Genomic DNA, 21,577 nt, shown 5'->3' with positions numbered 1-21,577 from the left:
TTACTTTGCAGAGATGATGGTTCTTTAAGAACGAGCGTAAAACTTTTGTTGAATATGGGCAGACTTTAGGTATAGCAAGCTTCTCAGTCATTTTTTATCAGTAACCTCACACTCTAAATTTAGTGTGTTAAGGTTGCCCATTAATACACCCATGTCATCTAGTGCCACTTCTCCTCAGGACTTCTCCTCTAGATCAACCTCCACCCTCTTTTTAAGGGGGATAGGCGATGCTACCTTGACCACCATATTGACCCTGACCCTCCTAGGAAGTGCTGGCTTAGCAGGAGGACTGATGGGGGTAGCGATTAGTTATCGTGATCTGCCTGATGTGACTTCATTAGCTAGCTTTTCACCCAACGAAACAACCTATATCTATGACATCAACGGCAAGTTACTCACGGGCTTGCATGAGGAAGAGAATCGCCAGGTCGTCCCTCTAGCTAAAATCTCGCCCCACCTAAAACTATCTGTACTCGCCATTGAAGATAGCAACTTTTATCAGCATGACGGCATTAATCCGGTCGGTATTCTACGGGCAGCCATCACCAATTACCAGGCAGGCCAAACGGTGCAAGGGGCTTCAACCCTGAGTATGCAGCTGGCTAAAAACCTCTATCTGACCCCAGAAAGAGCTTTTAGCCGCAAACTCGCAGAAGCAGTGCTAGCCCTGAGAATTGAACAATTACTCAGTAAAGATGAAATCCTACAGTTGTACCTCAACCAGGTGTATTGGGGCCATAACACCTATGGGGTAGAAACGGCTGCCCGGAGCTATTTCAATAAGTCTGCTGAAGATCTGACCTTAGCTGAATCCGCCATGATGGCTGGGATTATCAAAGCACCAGAAGGGTATAGTCCATTTGTGGATTTAGACCTGGCCAAAGAACAACAGAACATCGTTCTCGGACGTTTGGAGGAGCTGAAATGGATTACACCCGCTGAAGCTGAAGCGGCTCGGGCTGAGAAAATCACTCTAGGAGAAATTACCTCCTATCAACGGAGCCAAGCTCCTGATGTTACCAATACCGTCATTCAAGAATTAACGGAAAGATTTGGTCGAGAGGCATTGGTTAGAGGGGGATTCCGAGTTCAAACGACCCTCGACTGGAAAATGCAGAAAATCGCTGAGGAGACCGTTCGCAGGAATCATCAACACTATGCCTATGCCGCAGACCAAATGGCATTAGTCGCGGTTGATCCAAGAACGCACTTCATCAAGGCTATTGTCGGTGGAGTGGACAATAAAAAGAGTGAATTTAATCGAGCGACTCAAGCGTATCGACAACCTGGCTCGGCCTTTAAACCCTTGGTGTATTACACAGCCTTTGCAACAGGGAAGTACACCCCAGACTCTATGGTTAAAGACTCTCCCGTGAGCTTCAATGATGGTGGGCTCCAGCGATATAAGCCTCAAAACTACGACCGCAGCTTTCAGGGCTCGATGTCCATTCGTCAAGCGCTCGCGCAATCGCGCAATGTGCCTGCCATTGTCATGGGGCAAAAAGTAGGCATCAAGAATGTGATAGATGTCAGTCGCAAATTAGGGATTACCAGCCCGATCCCCAATGTGATTTCACTTCCCTTAGGGGCAGTAGACTTAACACCCGTAGAGATGGCTTCAGCCTATGCCACCTTTGCCAATAATGGCTGGCAGTCCAAAACAACAGCCATTTTGCAAGTCACAGATCCTACGGGTAAAGTGTTGATTAACAATACCCCGCAACCCAAGTTGGTGCTCAATCCTTGGGCTGCTGCTGCCGTGAACAGTACGTTGCAAACCGTCGTGCAATCAGGGACGGGGGTAGCAGCCCAGATTGGTCGCCCCGCAGCTGGAAAGACGGGTACCACTTCCTCCGAGCGGGATGTTTGGTTTGTGGGCTATGTGCCTCAACTTTCAGTGGCCGTGTGGGCTGGCAATGACAATTACGCCCGGATTGGGTCTGGGGCAACGGGTGGAGGATGGATGGCTCCTGTGTGGCGAGAGTTTATGAGTGAGGCGTTAAAAGATACACCTGTTCAGTATTTTGAGCCACCTTCCAAGTTCCCCAAACCCAAGGGTTAAGTACTACGGGAAAAATTTCTAAACGCCCCAGAAATCCCAAATTAGCCCATTAATGATTAGATACAAAGGAAGTTAATTCTGGGAATGCTATAAGTTAGCTTTCTTACCTTTGCTAAAACTACACTAATCTACGACAAACTATGGCTGCTGACAACAAATATTCCACAGTACTCCTTGAGCTAAAGACTCACTACCAGGAGACACTCGCTGAACTTGAAGCTCAAACGATTCAACTCAAGACTAAAATCACCTCTCTAGATACGTTGATTGAAGATCCATTGTTAGGCTCTGATATCCTTTCAATCCTTCAAGGTGAAGCAGCCTCAATAGAATCAGAAGCACCAGGCTCAACAGTTGCCAACACAGTAGAACCTAAATCCAAGCCTAAGAAAACTACTCAAAAAGCTGCTTCAAAGAAGAAGTCTGCAACTCCTAAGAAGCCGGATTCAACTACAAAGACAAAGGGGACAGTAAAACCGGAAGTTGAAGCTACAGCTACCCCAAAGAAAGCTGCACAAAAGGCGTCACCCTCATCCGGGAAAAGAAAATCTCCAACATCCAAAAAATCAGCCTCTGCACCAAAATCGACACAAAAGGTAAAGCCTAAAGCTGAAGCTACTTCCCCTCAAGTTGCTCAAAAAGCTTCATCCAAAAAATCCTCAACCTCTAAGAACATAGCTTCTCAGAACAAGGCCAAGAAAACTAAGAGACAAGGAAGACGTTCTTCATCCACTGTTCTGAAGATGAACAAACCCTATGACAAGATGACCAAGATTGATGCAATCTCAAAGATTATGCAGGAAAATCCTGGGAAAGTCATGCACACTGATGATTTGAGCTTGATATTGTTTGGTAAATTGACCCCAGAGCAACATAAAGCTGAACGAGCAAGAATGAAAACCTTGATGTATCGAGGTGTTGATCAGAATCGTTGGCTCAAAGTACCCAAAAAGCAGATGCGCTATGTCTTTGAATCGAGTAGAAATGTTGGGCCAACAGAATCTGGTTCATCTAAGAATCAAAAGAAGACTTGAGACGTTTCAGAGTATCATTATTCCTGATCTCAAGCAGATGCCATCATTCTTGAGATCAGGAATGATGGTGGAGCAAATAGAAAAACGCCTCTACCAATCTCCATTCGCTCTCCTGACAGCGCAAAAGTACTACCAGCTAAGTAGTCTGTTAGCCTCTGAGCCAGCTTATTTTCCAAAGCCGCCAAATTCACTAGAAGCATATCATCCGTTTTCATCGCGTTGATTGCTTCTTGAGCATCTTCAAATGACTTGGGGTGAAACACACGGATCTTATGGGGCGATATTGCTTGAAAGGGAAGAAGGTTGTCCATAAACCAGTACTCCTCTGCGACCAAGTCCAGGCATATCTTCAGGGTTTCGTGAATACTCCAGGCAGTCTGTCTATACATACTCAAGCCTAGGATGCACAACTGATCTGTTACTCTCAATGACATCAGATCCAGCTGAAAGTTCCGTAACTACCGCATCGAGCCTAGATCAATTCGCTGTATCAGTTCCTGCGCGAGAGGAACAAATATATCTCGTCGCCGCTTGGCTCTCGGATCAAATCCGGTATCAGCTAGCTCGTAATCAATCTGAGCTTGATCGCCAAGATGGGGTTTGACGACAATTCGACCCAGTTTTACTAACTTCTAGTCAGCAAGCAGGATCAAACTCATAAAACCCAAAGGTGGGATAGTTGTAATGTATGACTGTTCTATAATTCTGCATGAAGTGATTCTCAGTACCAGAGCAAACTTCATGCTTTTTGAAGCTAGAAATACTTGGATTGCTGATATTCCGTTCACAATTTGGAGTGGACTGAGCTTATTAATTCTAGGGGGAGTTGTATGGCTATTGCCTAAGTGGCAGGTCAATGGGATAGACGAGCAGATGGAAGTTCGGGATCGAGCTTTTATTGAAGACGCACACCGACGTACTCTCATCCAAGCCTTAGGGGGACTCTTTTTCTTGACGACTGCCTATCTGAGTCGTCGTAACCTCCAAATTACCGAAGGGAAGGAGGTAACTGAGCGATTCAGTAAAGCGGTGGCAATGCTAGGAGATGAGCGTTTAGAAGTTCGTCTAGGTGGTATCTACTTGCTAGAACGAGTCGCTAAGGATTCCCCTTCAGATCATTGGATAGTCATGGAAGTGTTGACCTCCTATATTCGGGATAAGGCAGCGTTTCGCAGTCAACGCATGACTAATATGCCTACGGATATCCAGGCAGCACTCACCGTGATCAGCCGCAGAAATGTGCAAAATGATCTATCAGGAGGACAGCTTGATTTGAGTAAAACTGACCTCAGCCGTGCAGAGTTGGCCCAGGCCGATCTATCAAATGCTAATTTACAAGCAGCTAACCTTGCTGAGGCTAATTTGAATGCTGCTAATTTGAGCGGTGCTAATCTCATCAAGATGAATGCACACCATGCGAATCTGAGTGCTATTAAGTTGAACAAAGCAGACTGTAATAGCGCTAATTTCAGTCAGGCGAATCTATTTGAAGGAGAATTGGAAGCTGCAAACTTACTCAAAGTCAACTTCAGCGAAGCCAATCTCACTAAGGCTAATTTGAGTGCTACCACTCTAGTGGAGGCCAATCTTAAAGGAACCGATTTCACCAAAGCTAACCTCAGAGAAGCGAATCTGATCGGAGCTAATCTCAGTGAGGCCAACTTATTGGATGCGAATCTCAGGCAGGCTGATTTGCGTTCTGCTGCAAACCTGACGATGGAGCAAATTCAAGCAGCCGCTAATAACGATGCCATCTATGATCCGGAATTTCGAGACCAGCTTCAGCAAGAGTTTGGTAAATAATGCAGCGCTTTTCTAATGGACATCAATCTCGACGCGCACTCAGGGAGTTCGCCATAAATTCAGGCGTATTTCGCCCATCTCCACAGACTTTGGTTCTCGCTTGGGTAGTCAGTACCCTCTAATGCTTTCTTTGGGAATACCGTCTTGTCTGAGAGTTCGGGTGTGAAAGGGGCGGGATTAGGTTGGTCTGGGGGGGTTAGGGGATGTACTTGGGGTTGAGGCTGATGATTGGGGAAGTCATGGGGGGGAGTCCTCTACACACAGCCAGTTTATCGACTAGGCTCACTGATTGGAGAGGGATTGTTGTAAAAGCTTACGGGTGAGATCTCATCGTGATCAGCTTGGGTGTAGTTAGCGCCATTCCAGCTAAGATCTAGCTCTGTCTCTGGTCAAGGCTGAAGGACAAGAGCGAGTTGCAGTAGATATTCCTATTGAATTATCTTAAGCTTCAGACAACACCTTCAACATGAGCCACATGAAGAAGAAACAGCTCATTACTAAGAGCCAGTTGATTCAAGATCTCAGGAAATTAGGAGTCTGTAAGAAGCAGACGATCATGCTTCATTCCTCTGTTCGGAATATTGGATGGGTTGTGGGTGGACCAGATGTTGTGCTGGCAGCTATTCTGTCACTCCTAACAGACGCTGGCACTTTAATGATGATGGCAAGCTGGGAAGATAATCCCTACGATTTGTCCCGATGGCCCAAACACAGGCAAGAAGCCTATCTGTGTGAATGCCCAGCCTATGATCCGTCTCGGTCTCGTGCCGATTGGAGAGAAATGGGAATTCTCACCGAATATCTCCGAACTTGGCCAGGTGCGCATAGGAGCCGTCATCCGTTCTCATACGTCGCGGTGGGTGAACTTGCTCAATGGATCACAGCCGAACAGCCTTGGCAATATCGGGATGGTCCGGGTTCACCGCTAGCAAAACTCTGTGAGGTGAGTGGCTCTGTGCTTCTGCTGGGTTCACCTATTGGTGACGTCACCCTGCTCCACCATGCTGAGCATTTGGCTGATGTGCCTAATAAGTGGATTGATCGCTACCGAATGCCCATACTCCAGAATGGTAAACGGGTGTGGATGGACTTTGAAGAATTTGATACGACTAATGGGATTGTGGACTGGCCAGACAACTACTTCGAGACTATCGTCAAAGATTATTTGGCTACCCACCCTGCTCAGACAGGAAAGGTCGGCGGGGCAAAATCGTACCTATTGGATGCTCAGTCTCTAACCCAATTTGGGGTTCAGTGGATGGAGGAGAACTTCAATTAAGCCCCTCAACATTTTGGGTAGTCCTAGTCCTGTAAGGATGCATTGTAGTGATGGACAAACATCCAGATAGCCCCAATATGATTCTCAAGCTTTTTCGAGAACGACAGTGTCTTTCGAACTAACCGAGACACTCGCTGGCGCAGGGTGCAATTAAATCGTTCAATGTAGCAGGTTTGGCCTGTTTCCTTGCCCACAGGTTGATGTCCCTGCTTGGGAAAAAAAACACAGCCGTAGGCATCCCAAAAATCCGTGTAGGCAACCGCACATTGACGATAGACTCCTGGCAAGGAATTCCATAGCTGACGAGCGCCTTGCTGGGAGCGTGCCCCCACATAAACACCGACTATCTCACGAGTAATGATATCAAGCGCAAGCCATATTCACTGTTTATTGCTCTTATCGTTCACAAATGACCACATTTCATCGCATTGAAGCGTTAATCGGCCTTTTTTTTGATGATACGTTCACAGTATGAGGCACTGCTGCATACTTATAGTTCACGTACTCTTGTAACCACCTTTCAGAAACATCGCAGACCCTAGCAATACCTGCCAGAGGTATCTTCTCAAGCAATAGCTTATCGATCAGGCCTTTAGTGGATGAATCAATTCGCTTTTACTGAGGAGCTTCCACAAACTGACGGCCACAGGTTTTACATTTGTGGTTTTGCTTGCCATTAAGGATTTTGACAACATTTTGAGAACGACAGCTAGGGCAGGTCAATGTTGACATGGGTGATGCTGGATTTTGGATGTTGGATATACCTATCCTTACATCTGGCGGACTACCCACTAGCACCTTTAATGAACTTCTTTCTTTTGTCAAACAGAGGCACGAATTCTCTTTTTCGAGTGCGAGGTCTCAAAAAGATACTCACTTCATCTACCGCTTTGCAGAATCTATGAGCTGCTTCAAATTCTCCGAATCCTAGGGTTGGATGATACCGGTGTTTGACGGGTCTGTGACTCTGTTCGACTGAATTCTCTATTCGGGGACAAACCTCATGCTCTACGTCCTCCCCCAACTCTTCTTCAATGGCGCGAGGATAGGATGCCAAACCATCGGTCGCCACATTGTTAGGCACATTTTGTGAAGCTCAATCGCTTGAGCAAAGAAGGCTTTGGTACCTTCCATATCTCGACTATGAAGCCGTAGGAGTGTCAACAGGTATTGTTTTGACTTTTTAGCAGCCTAATAAATGCCAGCCATTTTATTGGCTAGGTAAGTATCTATATTGGCTCCTTTCTTGTTAACTCTTTTCTTCTTTATGTATAGGATAAGGGCTTAACCGACTATCCGAGTTTCCGATACATTTTGGCTAAATCGTATCGTCTCACGAGTGACATGCAAATTAACTCAGGCTTATTCGGAATTGCAATCTTGAAGCAAATCAGACTAGGAAAGGTCTCCAAGCTCTGAGGTAGATTTCCCAATCAAGGGAATATAGAAATCCGTAAACCTATTATGCAAAAGGAAAAATGTCTATGCTGCTAGGGGACTTATCTTATCAAGGTCCCATGGCTCTTGCTTTCTTAGCAATGTCCAACAAAGCACTAATAACTTACGAGCGACAGCAACAATAGCTTGCTTCCTTCTAGTTTTCTGACCACCACAAAGTCTTTGATACAAGTCCGCAGCCCAGGAGTTGTAGCGTAACATCACCCAAGAAGCCTCGACTAAAGCAGATCGTAAAAGTCGAGGGCCACGCCGAGTGATCTTGCCCATTCGATTCATATCGCCAGACTGATGTTGACGCGGCACCAATCCAGCATAAGCACCTACCTGTCTTGCGTTTTTGAATCGCTTAGGATCATCAATGTAAGCCACCACTACTTCTGCGGTTTTACGCCCTACCCCTGGAATTGATTCGAGCAACTGAACCCTGGCATCTTGTTTGGCAATCTCGGTAAGTTTGGTATCGACTAAATGTAGTTGTTCCCATAGTGCATCTAATCGATTTAGCTCTAAATCAATTTGTCCCTGCCATAAAGACAATAGCGAGCAATCAGACAACGTTTTGGCATACCGCTGGAGTTGCTCAATCCCAGAAACTGTCCAAGCTCTTGACCCTGTAGGTATGGAGATTCCTTGTTGGTTAAATAATGCACGAATTGTATTTTGAGTTTTATTAGTCTGGCCGACCAACCGTTTACGATATTTCACAAGTTGCCGATATTGACGAGACTCAGCAGGTGGAACGTAGACCGGGGAAAGCTGACCAAGTGCAGCTAACTTGGTCAATTTGAGTGCATCATCTTTATCTGTTTTGCGTTTGACGTTCTTCCAATACCAAGCTTCTTGAGTAGGGTTAGCCACAATAGTATCAAAGCCTTCTGCTCGGCACAGGTCGTAAACCCAACCGGTAATCGTGCAAGCTTCAATGACGACCTGCTCTGGCTGAGTTTGGTAGAGCAAGGCTTTGAATTCACGCGCAAAGGATTTAAAGGTGAAAAAGAGAGTGTCGTGAGTCTGAGTATTAAATAAGCAAGCGGCGGTGTTGTATTTGCCTAAGTCAATGCCTAGAATTTTCATAGAACTTCTCCTGTGGGTTGGGGAATCGGTTGACAGGTCAATGTTTTGTTCAAATTGTCCTGGTTTTCCAACCCACGGCTTACATGGATTCTGAATTCACAACTATCTCACTATAGACGGACGTTCACCCCAAACGGGTCTTCCTCCTGATCAAGCCGAAATAGTCCGGCATCGTCAAAAAGGCCGCACCTTCGCTTGTTTTTGGTCGATTATCGGTGGTTTGATCACCATCATTATTGGAGAAAATTGGACCCTTAGCGGAATCCCCTTAATGTATGTAGGCATCGTTATGATCATCATTGGAATGCTCGGCTTACTTGGAATAAACGTGTCTCTTGGAGGGCCTCTCGACAAGCAGAAGGATAAAGCTTAAAGCATCACCCTCACCCCCAAACCCTACTCACCCGCTCCCGATCCAACCACACCCCGATCATCTCCTCAATCCGCTCAATAGTTTCCCCTGGCCGCAGCTCAATTACCTGCAACACATCGAAAGTATCCTCCAATTCCAACGCACACTCAAAGTAGAATTCAGGACTTTCAAACGGAATTCTGATGAGCGGCTTTCCACTGCCTACTATGTTTCTGGCAATAGCTGTAAATTATTTAGGCTTCCCTGATTCGTTATCTCAGAAGATGCTCTGATAAAGAGCTAGCAGGTTTTTGACTTAGAATGATTTTATCCGAGGCAGAGTTAGACTTTGGTTTAGACTGCCAATCCCCACTGGTTAATGGCTCTACAATAACTAAGGTCAGTGCAGCGATTAAGCTAAATAATCCCAAAGAACGATCTAAATGTGACCACATATCATTTCCCCCGGAAATTTCTAAGCGAGATGTTGTTAGTCTCTTGACAATAATTCTATCCCAGTAATGGAACACATCCGTGATTCGATAAAAATGTCACACATGCCAACCATGCATCTACTTTAAAGGTCAAAATCTGAGTTGATATGATTGCAGAATGTGTGACCAAAATCTTGATTACACAAATTACACTAAAACCGCTATTCTCCCCAAGCGACTATTAAAACAGGAAAACAAGCTGGGTGCCCACAACCTATCATCCCCAAGCCCTACTCCCCCTCTCCCGCTCCAACCACACCCCGATCATTTCCTCGATCCGCTCGATAGTTTCCCCTGGCCGCAGTCTTAAAACCTGCAACACGTCGAACGTATTCTCTAGCTCCAAAGCGCACTCGAAGCAAAACTCGGGCGTTTCAAACGAAATTTTGATGAATGGCTTACCACTACCTTCGATGGTGATCCAATAATTCCCTGAGCTGCTTTTGGAAACGGTCAGATACTCAAGCTGACCCTTTTGCTTGGTCTGCTGAACCAAATTCTTCTGTCTGCGCTCAAGGGCATTGAACTTGGACTCAAATGCTCTGGAGACTCTGGGGGGTCGGGTTCTACTAGTTGTATGCCGAGCTGAATACCCTCGCTGTGTTCTCTGGGTGTCGGTGGATTCTCTGCGGCTGTATCTGAGGGTAGGTTCGGGGTTGCGATCATCGTCTCCAGGCTCTGGAGCTACCTTGCGCTTCACTGGCAGATCATCGTTTCGAGCGATGGTCGGAAATGATACCTTATCCGGGTATGTGATGGTTGTGCTGGTGTTCGTCGAGGGTTTCAGCGGGGGGCGGCTGGTGGTTTGGGCTTCAGTGAGACGAGTTGGGGGTCATGCAGATATCCTCTACTAAGGAAAAGTCAATCAACTGCCCCGCTGCAAGCAGACGGGGTATGGAATACGATTTGCTCCCAAACCGTAGACTTGGATTGTAATCCCATTTTTTCACTGGAAGCAGCAGGGAATCTACCTCTACTAGATTGAACAACTCAAAATTGCTGCCTTGCCGTTTTTGGTGCCTTCGTTATCCTTAGACCCTGTAGTCAGTCTCCGCTATTGCTTCTACTATAAATGACTACTTTTGAGTCGGTGATGGCATGTAGGCGCTCATCATTGTCACCAGCCGTGTAGTAGACACGTGCGCTCACGCCAATTTCCGGCCACATCGACGATACAATTGCACGACCCTCGTCGAAAGTTAATTCTGGATTTGGAACAGCATTTGTAACCGTCAATTCACTGGGTAGGCTTCGTGATGCAAAATCTACCGTGAACTGTGGTGGGATAGCAAACGCTGCAGTTCCGATCGGTGATGAGTCGTCCGTGAAACCCTTAAAGAATGTAACAAATACTCGATTGATTAAATTACTCTGGTTGGTCACGGATACGACCGTGGCTGAGCGCATCTGAGTATTCACAGTTTGTGAGTTCATATACGTGACCAGGTAGCGCGGCACGTTGGGAATACCCGGAGTATTCGGTAGTTTTTCAAGTTCACCCAGTTCCACTGCACGCTTTAATCGTTCCAGCGCACGTTCCTCAATCGGGACGTGAGGACCTTTGATAAAAAGTTCGTTGCTCATGGTATTTTCCTTTCGGTAATAAGATATCGTCTAATCAAAATATTCATGGCATGGGCTTGCTGAAAGAGTTTATATCCCTTTCTATAAGGCTGTTCAGTCGATAGCGAGTTGTAGGTAGTGCATCCTCTTTTAATGGAATTCAAACAAGACGGTTTGAGGTTTTAGAGGAAGAAAGTGATGTGTTGTGATTCGGGTTTTTTCATTAACAGCCAATATTTCAGGTTAACCATATAAAAATCCGAAATCAGTTGCGAGAATGTTTTGGGTGAATCCTCTCACCCAAAACATCACCGTTGATCAAGTTTTACCTTAGAAACCAGGTACGAGTGAGAGAAATTCACACAAAGGACAAACCCCTCCTCCTCCTGGAGAACGGCAAATTTCGTTACAAAGCCTTCCCAAACCGGGGCCAGAAGGCTGTACACCTCCTGAGACAGCGGTTTTCTCTATTGCAGGGTTAGAACGTATCTGACCAATAGACTGGTTTGGAATTCTCATCTTGTTATTCTCCTAAAACTATAAATTGAGTAATCTTGATTCAAGAAACCATTACAGCAGTGAAGTTAGTTACCTCACAAACCACGATCTCACTCTCCCCACACTCACCGGACACATATCACTCACATCAACTGTGAAGCGATAAACTTTTCTAGCTTGTTCGAACACTCGCCTGGGATTGAAAAACGTCAGTTTCACATCCCAGCACTCAGAGTCCTGACGACAGAGGGGACTCGGTTCCACTTCAATTGAATCGAGATCCATCTCTTCTAGAATGGCTGCCTCAAAAATGCGCTCGATATTTAAAGCATTTGTTGCTGCATAATTGATCGCTCTTTCTTGAGGCATTATTCCTAGATTTCTCAGCTCGTAATAAACTCTTTCCAAGAAGTTGGTTACCCCTTGAACGGCAGACTCATCAGGAGACTCACCACAAACTGTTTTAATCAATGCTGATGTCGTCCAGCTATACATGCAGCGAAGTGTTGGCAGAATCACAGGCACAGTTTGACCAGACATCAACGTTACTTGTCCTACGATGACACCAGGAGCCGAAATACGTTCAACACCCTCTTCTAATTGCTCCTTAAGAAACTGTCGCAATCGCTCATATCCTTGTTCGGCATAAGCTCCAAAAGGTTGAATTGCGTAGATTGGTGTGGCATCTAAACTAAGCGTCCAGACGACCATAGCTGCATCCCAAGGATTTTCATCTAGGTATGGTAAAAATTGTCGAGGATCGTGAGGATTAGCTCCTTCGCCCATGTGTTCCTGAATCGAATCTTGGCGTGCTTCCGTACCAAAGTCATACCCTAGCTGTCCCAGAGCATAAACTAGCTGTGCTTGACTAGGTGCTTGTGATGATGTTTTACCTCCCTCTCCACAACTACATGCAGATGGAGAAATGGCACTTGGACTTACCTGAGTTAATAAACTTATTTGCGCTTGTGCGGGATGAGGCATTACCTCAGTAGGGGGAGGATTATACGTCGCTGCCTGAACAGCCGGAATCTGGGATTGATTTGATGACAGCGCTGCCTGCACAGCTCCATTAGAGTCAGGTTGTACCGTTTCTACGTCTATATTTTCACTCATAGTTTCTCCTTTTTGTAAAATGATGGACAGCGCTTCTTTTACATTGAGGCGGCCTGCTAAAAAACGGCGACATTCTAGAGCAGGCCGATCATCGCAGGGAAGTGCGCTCTGCAAAATAGCGGTTCGAATTGCTTGAGGATTGGGAGTCTGCCCTCGTTTGACTTGCAGGCTCAGCAGTAATGCTGCTATGCCAGAAACGATCGCTGTGGCATAGCTAGTTCCACTACTGGATGTAATTCCTCCACCAAGAACAGCTCCGGGGATATTTTCACCCAATGCCAAGACTCCTTGAGTCCGGTAAGCTTCACCCCAATTGCTAAAATTTAAGGGGGTTCCTGTAGCACTCATTGCACCTACTACCAGAACAGATGGTAGAGCGCCAGGTACATGCAGACAGTTGCATCCTTCATTTCCTGCTGCTGCCACAATCAGGATGTTGTTCTCCATACAATAGCGAACAGCATTAGTGAGAATCGGATCTGCCGCTCCACTAGGCGTGAGCTGTCCACCACTGATGTTAATAATATGGGCACCTTGATTTGCCGCTAAAAGAATAGCTCTGGCAAGATCTAGTTGGGAGCAAGGGGCAATGGTCTCTGAGAACTTATTGTTATCTATTGCCTGCTGATTCCCGTCAGCAAAGATAGGAATCACCAAACCTCGACATTGGGGAGCAATACCCTTGAGTAAACTTTGATGCTGACCAAAGATAATACTTGCAATTTGGGTACCATGTTGAGCTGCTGAACCTTGCTGGGAAGCCTTTAAGGCAATAGTTTCTAAATTTGTAAGTTTAGCTTCAGCAAGACTAGGGTGAGATTGATCTACGAAACCATCTAAAATAGCAATACTAATCTGAGGATCTCCAATAGTTTCTACCCAAAGATCAGATAGACCTGCTATTAAAATAGGTTTAGTGTTAATGGCACTGGTCATAACAGATAACCTCAAAGCTGTAATCGAAACATTACACTCTCAAACAAGGCTGAAATTGGATAGAGTTTGCATTGCCACTGCTATTTTATTCAGATATATCTGAATAAATTTATGCTGTTACTGGGTTTATATGAAGTTAGCTCTTTAAGACTTCATACTTTCAAGGTAGTTAAGGAAACTATCACTACGCAAGAAGTAGTTTCCTTACCTTAGAACCCTTTTAAATTAAGATGTTGAAAGTTAGGGGTAGGTTTCAAAGATAGAGGTTCCTCTAACTTTTTTAATTTGAGATATTAACTAAAATGAGTTCAGTCTTTTAGTTTGACGTTCGTTTAGAGGGCAGATACCCAAACCCATTCCAATCAATGGATTCCAACCTGCTTGACCCTAGAGCAGTTTGAAACATTTGCCTTGCCACATCTACACATCGGAACTAGAGGGCCTCAGCTTAAGCTCTTTCTGTTCAAGATATTCAACTACATTTTGAAGTTTCTGTATCTGGGGTGTCAGCAGAAAGAGTTACCCATTAGGCACTGGTCTATTACCAGGATCTAGAGCGGTCAAAATCATTTAGTTATGTGGGATTAAAAGTAAATAACGAGAGAAGATTCAAATGTTTATTGCGCAAGGGTTACGGTAATCTAGATCCTCTTAAGAGACCAGTATCTAATAGAGCAACAGGAAGGCAAATAATCCATAGCTATCAATCGATTTTTTCAGGGTCTAAAGTTTAGGAAATGATTTTCAGGACTACATCAAAATCATAAAGGAATAATAATATTTCCGCTTAATCATGTAGCCCCAAAATTCTATGCCGAAACTTGGAACTGCGGAATGCACCAGTAATTGCACTTCAACACATAACGTAATCGCCCAAATTCATCAATTTCGAGACACCATGTATAGCTTGAACACCAGCAGAAGAATGGACTTACTAAGACCACATTTGGGAAAATACGGTCACCTACTTCAGCGGGTAACGGAATATTCCTATGCAAAGCAGGCTCTTCAGGTACCTGATCGGCTAAATAGAATTCATCAGGTCCGTACTTTTCGAGTTCATCGGCTGTCAAGGGTTTACCACGTTTTACGATCTTCATTACTTCTTCCACATCAAGTTTAAAAACGCGCTGATGTGCATCCGAAATAGATTTAGTCTTAGTCATGATTGTCTCCTAATAGTTAATTATTTGTCTGCGCATAATGACAGCCAAAGTGCCAAGAATACATAGTTTTCTCAACTTAGTCTATTATTCCTACCCTGTAGAACATTAGAAAAGCAAAGTGTATCTCACTCTGCGCTCTAGTTGGTTGCTAATATTGTGCTAGAATTAGCTGCTAATATTGCGCAAAAAGTTGTGCCATCAATCCTCTTAAAATACATAAAATTCATAACAATTAGTAAATCAAGAAGAAAAGAGTTCTAGAGTATTAAGCTATAAGTCTGTCCAGATAATCTCGGAATATAATTCCTTTGGCGATTAGTTTCTAATGATTTACCTCATTAGTTACAAGAAGGTAAATAGCTTTACATCCTTAACTAGGAAGTTCAATGATGATCAAGAGTGGGAGCATCATAGACTCTACCTGTTTCAGAATATTTATGAAGAAAAGAGTTTAGCAAACTTCTCACAAAATCCGAACTAACAAGCTTATTTCTAGGAATCTTGATGAAAATGACAAATCACATTCGTTATAAAAAAATCATCAAAATTTCCAACTCCTTGGGTGCCAGGAGCTATTGGTACAGTGTCTACTCTTAAGGTATTTTCTCCGTCATTTAAGCGATCCCCAGAGAGTGTTATTGACTGTGTATGCCATAGATTTATATTACCTCCATTGTTATTCTCTAGACTTCCAATTCGTATATCATTAACAAAGACTTCAGCATTTTCGTCTGTTTGAGTCATACCTCTTACCATGAAAGAGATGAATGCATTTCGATCGCTTCTTCTCTCTGCAGTCCTAAAGTTTGATGTGAAACCACTACTATTGGAATTATCACCAATAAGTATTCTTTGATTGCCAACGATAGTCGTGAAATCACTAAGTATCGGCATTATATTTCTCCATTTTTTCTTTTCTCATTGAAGCTAGTATTTGCATATATTTCAGAATAAAATACTTAAAAGAATTGAAATAGCTTTTGAGCATTTTACTCATAAAATGCTCATGGGTTATCAATTTAATGAGTTCGCATTTTATACTTTGCTGTTCAGATATATTAGAATATCTTTAACTTCCTACTGATTGATATGCAGTTAGTTCTTTGAGGTTTCATGCTTTCAAACTAGGCGAGAAAACTGACACCAAGCAAGAAGTAAACTTTCTACCTTAAATCCTTTATAAATCAAGCCTTTGAAAGTTAAGGGTAGGTATCAAAGTTAAGGGATACCCTAACTATTTTTTTATTTAGGATGCTAGAACTCCTTGCGTAAATACCGTGCAAATCACTGATAAATACTTGAGGTAAGAAAAAAAATACATAGATTTGCTTGAGGTCCAATTATGGCAAGAGTAAGCTATGGCCCTACCCCAAGAAAAAGGACCAAATTTCTTCTAGAGGTTATACTGGCCTATGCCAATGATGAATTCGAAATACAAGATCGACTCCGTTCTCAAATACTGGTAAATTGGCAAACAGACCAACAGTTAGTCGTAGAAACTACTATTAAAGATTTAGCTGAGCTAAGTAAAAAATATCCATCTAATAGAGAGCTAAGTAAAGACCAAATCAAGATATCACTCAAACTCCTAGAACAGTTTGTAGATATTCTCACAGACAATCGTTCTCAACCTAAAGGCTCTAATAAATGGCATTTTACGCTCAACTTTTGGTATAAGCGACACAATAAAGTTGCCAATTTAAAACAATTTGATGAGGAATGGGAGCAACGTCGGCCATTCAAGTCTAAACAGGCCACAGACCAGAAATCGAGTGCGTTACCAGTCAATTCGTTCCTAGCTAATCCAGATCTCCAATTAGATACAAGAAATCGAGACTGGGGGAGTGCTATTGATGTCTCCTGGTTCTATGGACGCAAAACTGAGCTGACCCTTTTGAGCCAGTGGTTGGTCGATGAACACTGCCGTTTCATAGTGGTACTCGGAATGGGAGGTATGGGTAAAACAGCGCTAACCATACAACTTGCTCAAAAAGTCCAATACGACTTCGATTTTGTAATTTGGCGCAGTCTTGCGAGTGCCCCACCTATTACAGAAATCTTGTCTGACCTCATCCAGTTTCTCTCGAATCAACAAGAAAACTATTTACCCAAGGGAATAGAATCTCAAATTTCGCTACTTCTGAGTTATCTGCGCACCTCACGTTGTCTAGTGATTTTAGATAACGCAGAGTCCTTATTGCAAAGTGGTGATCGCACAGGTCGCTATAGATCCGGTTGTGAAGACTATGCCAAGCTCTTTGAAATGTTTGGAGAAGCTACCCACAGCAGTTGTGTTTTGGTGACCGCTCGGGAAAAACCACAAGGAATTGCAGCGATGGAGGGAGACTCCCTGCCAGTTCGATGCTTGCAGTTGAAAGGGTTATCAACTAATGCTTGTCAGACCTTGGTTAAAACTAAGGGCATATTCACAGGAACGGAAAAAGAGTGGTCCGCTATAAACAAGCACTATGCGGGTAATCCCTTAGCTCTAAAAATTGTGTCATCAACCATTAAAGAATGCTTTGAAGGAAGTCTTTCTCGTTTCCTCAGCTTCTCACAGATGGAGCCATTCGTTCTTGAGGATATCTACGACCTCCTCAACAAGCAGTTTGAAAGGCTATCAGAGATAGAACAGGCTGTAATGTATTGGCTCACCATTAATCGCGAGCCTGCCCAGTTAGAGCAATTGGCCCTCGATTTGATGGTTCAAGTTCTCCCAGGTGACCTGTTGCAGTCGATAACCTCGCTGCAACGTCGATCTTTGGTTGACCAAACTGAGACTGGATTCACCCAACAACCTGTGGTGATGGAGTTCACAGCCCACAAATTCATTCAGCAAATTTGTACCGAGATTCAGGAGCAACAACAGTATGAGGAAAGACAGGAAAATCAATTGCATCTGTTCCGTACTCATGCACTCATAAAGGCACAGGCGAAAGACTATATCAAAGACACTCAGATTCGCCTGATCTTGCAACCCTTAATTGTTAGCCTGGTAAAGGTCCTAGGCAGTAGAGCACACCTTGAAGCCTGCTTGGTTCAACTCCTTTCAGTGGTGCGGGGAAAATCGTCGGAAGAAGCAGGTTATGTCGCAGGAAATGTTCTGAATTTGCTCCGACAGTTACCTGTAGATTTCTGTGGTTACGACTTTTCTCACCTCACAATTCGGCAAGCTGATCTACGAGGACTCAACTTGCATGGGGTTAAGTTCACTCACTCAGATCTATCTCAGTCAGTCTTTTCCAAGGATTTTGGAGGTATCCTATCGATTGCTTTCTCCCCAGATGGCAAGCTCATTGCCGCTGGAGATTTTAAAGGCGAGATTCGTCTTCTTCGAGTTCCTGATGGGCAACCCCTCTTAACTTGTAGCGGACATACAAACTGGGTCAAATCTTTGGCCTTCAGTCCGACCAATCATCTGCTGGCCAGTGCTGGCCCAGACCAGACTGTTAGGCTTTGGAACGTACGTACTGGAGAATGTTTAAAACTTTTATCGGGACATACTAATTTCATCTGGGAAGTAGCATTCAGTCCCGACGGTACACTCCTTGCAAGTTGTAGTGATGACTTCACTGTTAGGCTGTGGAATAGTCAAACAGGGCAATTTTTGAAGAGCTTCAGATACCGGGCAGCAGCCCGATCAATTGCCTTTAGTCCTGATAATCATGAACTAGCGTGTGGATATGCTGACCAAACCATTCGGATTTGGGAGGTTAAGAGCGGCCAATGCCTGAAAGTATTGGCTGGTCATGCTGGATGGGTCTGGTCAATCGCGTACAGTCCTGATGGACAAATGCTCGTGAGTGCCTGCGATGATCCAATTATCAGGGTATGGAATCTACAGAGTGGTGAATGTATACAGAAGTTGTTTGGACACTCAAATTCTATACGCTCGATTGCATTATGTTCCTCTGGTCATTACCTTGCTAGTGGTAGCGCAGATCAACTGATAAAAATTTGGGACATTAGAACTGGAAAATGTTTAAAAACTTTATTGGGGCATACAAATTGGGTTTGGTCTGTGGCCATAAATCCTACTCAAAAAATTATGGCTAGTAGTAGCCAAGATGGTTCCATTAGGCTATGGGATTACAATAAAGGCAGATGCTTGAGAACATTATCGGGATGTACTTTCACCATATTTGAAGCCATTTTTGCAACTACTCCCTTCGGTTCATTTAACTATTCCGAAACAGAGAAGCAACATGAACAGATTCTTGTTAGTGGTGGTGATGCCCAAGTCCTAAGGGTCTGGTCACTTTCAGACCACAATTGCTTAGACTTTCCAGGGCATACAGATGCTATCAGATCCGTCGCTTATTGCCCTCATGACCAAATCATTGCTAGTGGGGGTGGAACAGGTGATCGAACCATAAGACTTTGGAATATTTCTAATGGGCAGTGCATCAAGATCTTAAAAGGGCATTCTAATGGAATTTGGTCACTGGCATTTCACCCGAAAGGAAAATTCCTTGCTAGTAGTGGGTTAGATCAATCTGCCAAACTTTGGGATATCCATAGCGGCGAATGTTTGGAGACATTTCAGGGACATGGCCATTGGGTCTGGTCTGTCTCATTTAGTCCGAATGCTGAAATACTAGCGAGTGGAAGTTTTGATCGCACTGTTAAGCTTTGGGATATCCAAGAAGGTAGGTGTTTAAACACTCTGAAAGGGCATTCATCGGGGGTGAGTTCCGTCTCATTTAGCCCAAATGAGCACTTTATCGCTAGTGGGAGTGTTGATCAAACAGCTAGACTTTGGGACTTTAAGACTAACGATTGTATATGTATTTTTGAAGGACATTCAGGTCAAATTTGGGATGTTGCCTTTAGTCCAAATGGTCAACTACTTGCCACTGCAAGTTTAGACCATACGATTAGATGTTGGGATGTTGAAACACATAAGCATTTGGCAATCTTAGAGGGGCATACAAATGGTGTCACCTCAGTAGCCTTTAGTTCTGATGGTCAGCGTCTTATTAGTAGCAGTTTTGACGGAACTATAAAACTTTGGCATGTTCAAACTGGTGAGTGTATAAGAACACTAAGACCCACTAAGCCCTATGCAGGCATGAACATTACTCAGATGAAAGGTTTATCCCCAGCTCAAAAACACACACTATTGGCATTGGGGGCAGTTGAAAACTAAGTCTTAGCAGGTGATTTCAGCTGGGTGAAGATAGAGATAGCTATTATCGAGTAAAGGGATCAGCTCGAATCTCTAGGTGAAGCATTGCTCAACTCCTAGGAACCTGCTGATCTGGGGGGTGCTTGCGGGAGCATAATGCCGATTGAAAATTATCCACCTAATTCACAACTCACTTGGGTTTTATTCCATAGCTAGAAAGAGCTTTGGCTAAGGCCTTTAAGCAACATATTGCAAGATTTTCCAAATTCTGATCGAGGACCACGTTTATTTTTTGATCAGGATCATCCTTTTGTAACTACGGGGCAAGAAAGATTGATTAAAGTAGGACCTGTAGATGAGAATAGGCCGCTACGGATCACTCGTGTCTAGACAGATGCCATGGAGCTCTTAATTCTATTCCAAGCTTGGTTAACGATTTAGATTTGAAAGTATCAGAGCTACAAACCAGTCAAATTTATAAAGGGAATGTTTTCGCTTAATAACATATATTTCACAAACATTTATTGATTGTCTATCTTGACAATGTATGTGTATTTACTTTGGATAATATGTTTAGTGGCGTCCAAATAATACCATTCTTCATTTCCATCAGCTAAGGAGAGTGAAATGTCTCTGATTACTCAATTTGACACACCTGCGTCTATTAAAGATTTTGATGACGATAGTGATTTCTATGAAAAATGGCATGAATTTGTAAAAGGCCTTATCGCAGAAGAGACTCCAGGCCCCAATGGGGGGCATTTTTATAATCCAGCTGAGGTGGATGTCGATATCATTGGAGAAAAAACCATTAGCTGGATGGGATTTCCAAGAAGGGTCTTATTGCCAAACTTACGAGACAACAAATGGGAAGCATATAGAACTGCAGACAATGCGAACCGAAAAGATAGAGGGCATGAGCAAGACGAATATTTTGAATGGTATGTCCATAAAGACGATGACGCCATTACAAGGATTACTTTTACCACTGAGCTGCACAACTACTATGAAGAGATGTGGAAATTCGATCCTGATAAAGTCGTTGAAATTTATAAAGACACCCTAGATAAACCAGTTAAAAAAGATGACCTAATGAATGGAAATGGCGACTATGATATTCTAAATCGCTGGAACACAACTGACGGCATAATGCATTTCACTCAAGACATTAATACTCTCGGCGCTGCTATTGGCCTGGCAGAAGAAATGAGCATGTTCCCGCTTGATGCTGCCAACAACTATCAGGCTAACCCAGCTTTTGCAACATATACGACATCGGTCGATCCAAGAGTCGATTACGACGTCCACATGCTATTGCGCAAAAAATTATACGTCAGCCTTCAAGAACCTATTGGCATTTATATTTTTGGTTGGGACAACAGTGGAATCGCTCAGCCGGACGGCTCACCTGCCCCTATTGAGTGGTGGCAACCCAAGAGAGGTTCCAATGGCAAGGTTATGCGTTTGGAGTATTCCGTTCCTAAAGCTTTAGGTTTTCAAGTAAGTGACTTGACCATTGGCGGCCATGAAATTCAGTATGGCGCACAGCTAGCCGAGCACATTACGGTCGGCATAGTGGGCTCAGCAGGTACCCAAAAAGGGCAGGAGAATTAA

At 43.9% G+C, this 21,577-nt stretch carries 14 protein-coding genes and 3 pseudogenes; 7 read left to right on the top strand and 10 right to left on the bottom strand.

From position 1 onward, the window contains the following. The first annotated feature begins 151 nt into the window (after nucleotides 1–151). Nucleotides 152–2,062: a transglycosylase domain-containing protein gene (locus AM1_RS32045; protein ID WP_012166600.1), complete on the top strand. Its 1,911-nt coding sequence runs from the start codon at nucleotides 152–154 to the stop codon at nucleotides 2,060–2,062. A gap of 140 nt (nucleotides 2,063–2,202) precedes the next feature. Next, complete coding sequence (locus tag AM1_RS32040) at nucleotides 2,203–3,096, top strand: hypothetical protein (RefSeq protein ID WP_012167271.1); 894 nt, start codon at nucleotides 2,203–2,205, stop codon at nucleotides 3,094–3,096. Nucleotides 3,097–3,125: 29 nt separating this feature from the next. On the opposite strand, the gene AM1_RS32035 is transcribed toward AM1_RS32040, so the two are convergent. Then, the gene (locus AM1_RS32035; protein WP_049783881.1) at nucleotides 3,126–3,485 is read right to left on the bottom strand and encodes a cell division protein SepF; all 360 of its coding nucleotides are present in this window, start codon (nucleotides 3,483–3,485) and stop codon (nucleotides 3,126–3,128) included. Nucleotides 3,486–3,837: 352 nt separating this feature from the next. On the opposite strand from AM1_RS32035, the gene AM1_RS32030 reads away from it, so the two are divergent. Together AM1_RS32030 and aac(3) are read left to right on the top strand one after the other, a co-directional pair. Next, entirely contained in the window at nucleotides 3,838–4,899 is a 1,062-nt protein-coding gene (locus AM1_RS32030; RefSeq protein ID WP_041661247.1) for a pentapeptide repeat-containing protein, read from the top strand. 466 nt (nucleotides 4,900–5,365) lie between these two features. Continuing rightward, nucleotides 5,366–6,178 carry an aminoglycoside 3-N-acetyltransferase gene (aac(3), locus tag AM1_RS32025; protein ID WP_238549343.1) on the top strand — a complete coding sequence of 271 codons (813 nt, stop codon included), beginning with the start codon at nucleotides 5,366–5,368 and terminating at the stop codon, nucleotides 6,176–6,178. A 23-nt stretch (nucleotides 6,179–6,201) separates the two neighbouring features. Here the strand turns inward: aac(3) and AM1_RS40305 are convergent. The 5 genes and pseudogenes from AM1_RS40305 to AM1_RS38005 form a co-directional block, all read right to left on the bottom strand. Continuing rightward, nucleotides 6,202–6,901: pseudogene (locus AM1_RS40305) on the bottom strand (IS1 family transposase). Between the two features lie 61 nt (nucleotides 6,902–6,962). Beyond that, nucleotides 6,963–7,321 (bottom strand): annotated as a pseudogene (locus tag AM1_RS32015) (DDE-type integrase/transposase/recombinase); the annotation flags it as partial. 339 nt (nucleotides 7,322–7,660) lie between these two features. After that, entirely contained in the window at nucleotides 7,661–8,710 is a 1,050-nt protein-coding gene (locus AM1_RS32010) for an IS110 family RNA-guided transposase (protein ID WP_012167261.1), read from the bottom strand. Between the two features lie 383 nt (nucleotides 8,711–9,093). Further along, a pseudogene (locus AM1_RS39185) lies at nucleotides 9,094–9,291 on the bottom strand (hypothetical protein); the annotation flags it as partial. Between the two features lie 482 nt (nucleotides 9,292–9,773). After that, entirely contained in the window at nucleotides 9,774–10,256 is a 483-nt protein-coding gene (locus AM1_RS38005; protein WP_012167258.1) for a hypothetical protein, read from the bottom strand. A 22-nt stretch (nucleotides 10,257–10,278) separates the two neighbouring features. Here AM1_RS38005 and AM1_RS44115 point away from each other — a divergent pair, with 22 nt between their 5' ends. Next, nucleotides 10,279–10,410: a hypothetical protein gene (locus AM1_RS44115; RefSeq protein WP_269150240.1), complete on the top strand. Its 132-nt coding sequence runs from the start codon at nucleotides 10,279–10,281 to the stop codon at nucleotides 10,408–10,410. 190 nt (nucleotides 10,411–10,600) lie between these two features. On the opposite strand, the gene AM1_RS32000 is transcribed toward AM1_RS44115, so the two are convergent. The 4 genes from AM1_RS32000 to AM1_RS31985 all read right to left on the bottom strand — a co-directional run bounded on the left by AM1_RS32000 (nucleotide 10,601) and on the right by AM1_RS31985 (nucleotide 15,729). Continuing rightward, on the bottom strand, nucleotides 10,601–11,140 hold the full coding sequence (locus AM1_RS32000; RefSeq protein WP_012167257.1) for a hypothetical protein: 540 nt from the start codon (nucleotides 11,138–11,140) through the stop codon (nucleotides 10,601–10,603). Nucleotides 11,141–11,707: 567 nt separating this feature from the next. Beyond that, a complete protein-coding gene (locus AM1_RS31995; RefSeq protein WP_012167256.1) occupies nucleotides 11,708–13,669 on the bottom strand; it encodes a S8 family peptidase in 1,962 nt (653 codons plus the stop codon). Nucleotides 13,670–14,478: 809 nt separating this feature from the next. After that, complete coding sequence (locus AM1_RS31990; protein WP_012167254.1) at nucleotides 14,479–14,835, bottom strand: hypothetical protein; 357 nt, start codon at nucleotides 14,833–14,835, stop codon at nucleotides 14,479–14,481. A 492-nt stretch (nucleotides 14,836–15,327) separates the two neighbouring features. After that, nucleotides 15,328–15,729, bottom strand: coding sequence for a hypothetical protein (locus tag AM1_RS31985; RefSeq protein ID WP_012167252.1), 402 nt, complete (start codon nucleotides 15,727–15,729; stop codon nucleotides 15,328–15,330). Between the two features lie 448 nt (nucleotides 15,730–16,177). On the opposite strand from AM1_RS31985, the gene AM1_RS31980 reads away from it, so the two are divergent. Further along, a complete protein-coding gene (locus tag AM1_RS31980) occupies nucleotides 16,178–19,984 on the top strand; it encodes a WD40 domain-containing protein (protein WP_012167250.1) in 3,807 nt (1,268 codons plus the stop codon). Between the two features lie 606 nt (nucleotides 19,985–20,590). After that, nucleotides 20,591–21,577 carry a hypothetical protein gene (locus AM1_RS31975; protein ID WP_012167248.1) on the top strand — a complete coding sequence of 329 codons (987 nt, stop codon included), beginning with the start codon at nucleotides 20,591–20,593 and terminating at the stop codon, nucleotides 21,575–21,577.

Origin of the sequence: Acaryochloris marina MBIC11017, from assembly GCF_000018105.1 — a bacterium.
GTDB lineage: Bacteria > Cyanobacteriota > Cyanobacteriia > Thermosynechococcales > Thermosynechococcaceae > Acaryochloris > Acaryochloris marina.
Note: the sequence above shows the minus strand (reverse complement) of the source record. Positions and strands in the feature narration are given on the sequence as shown.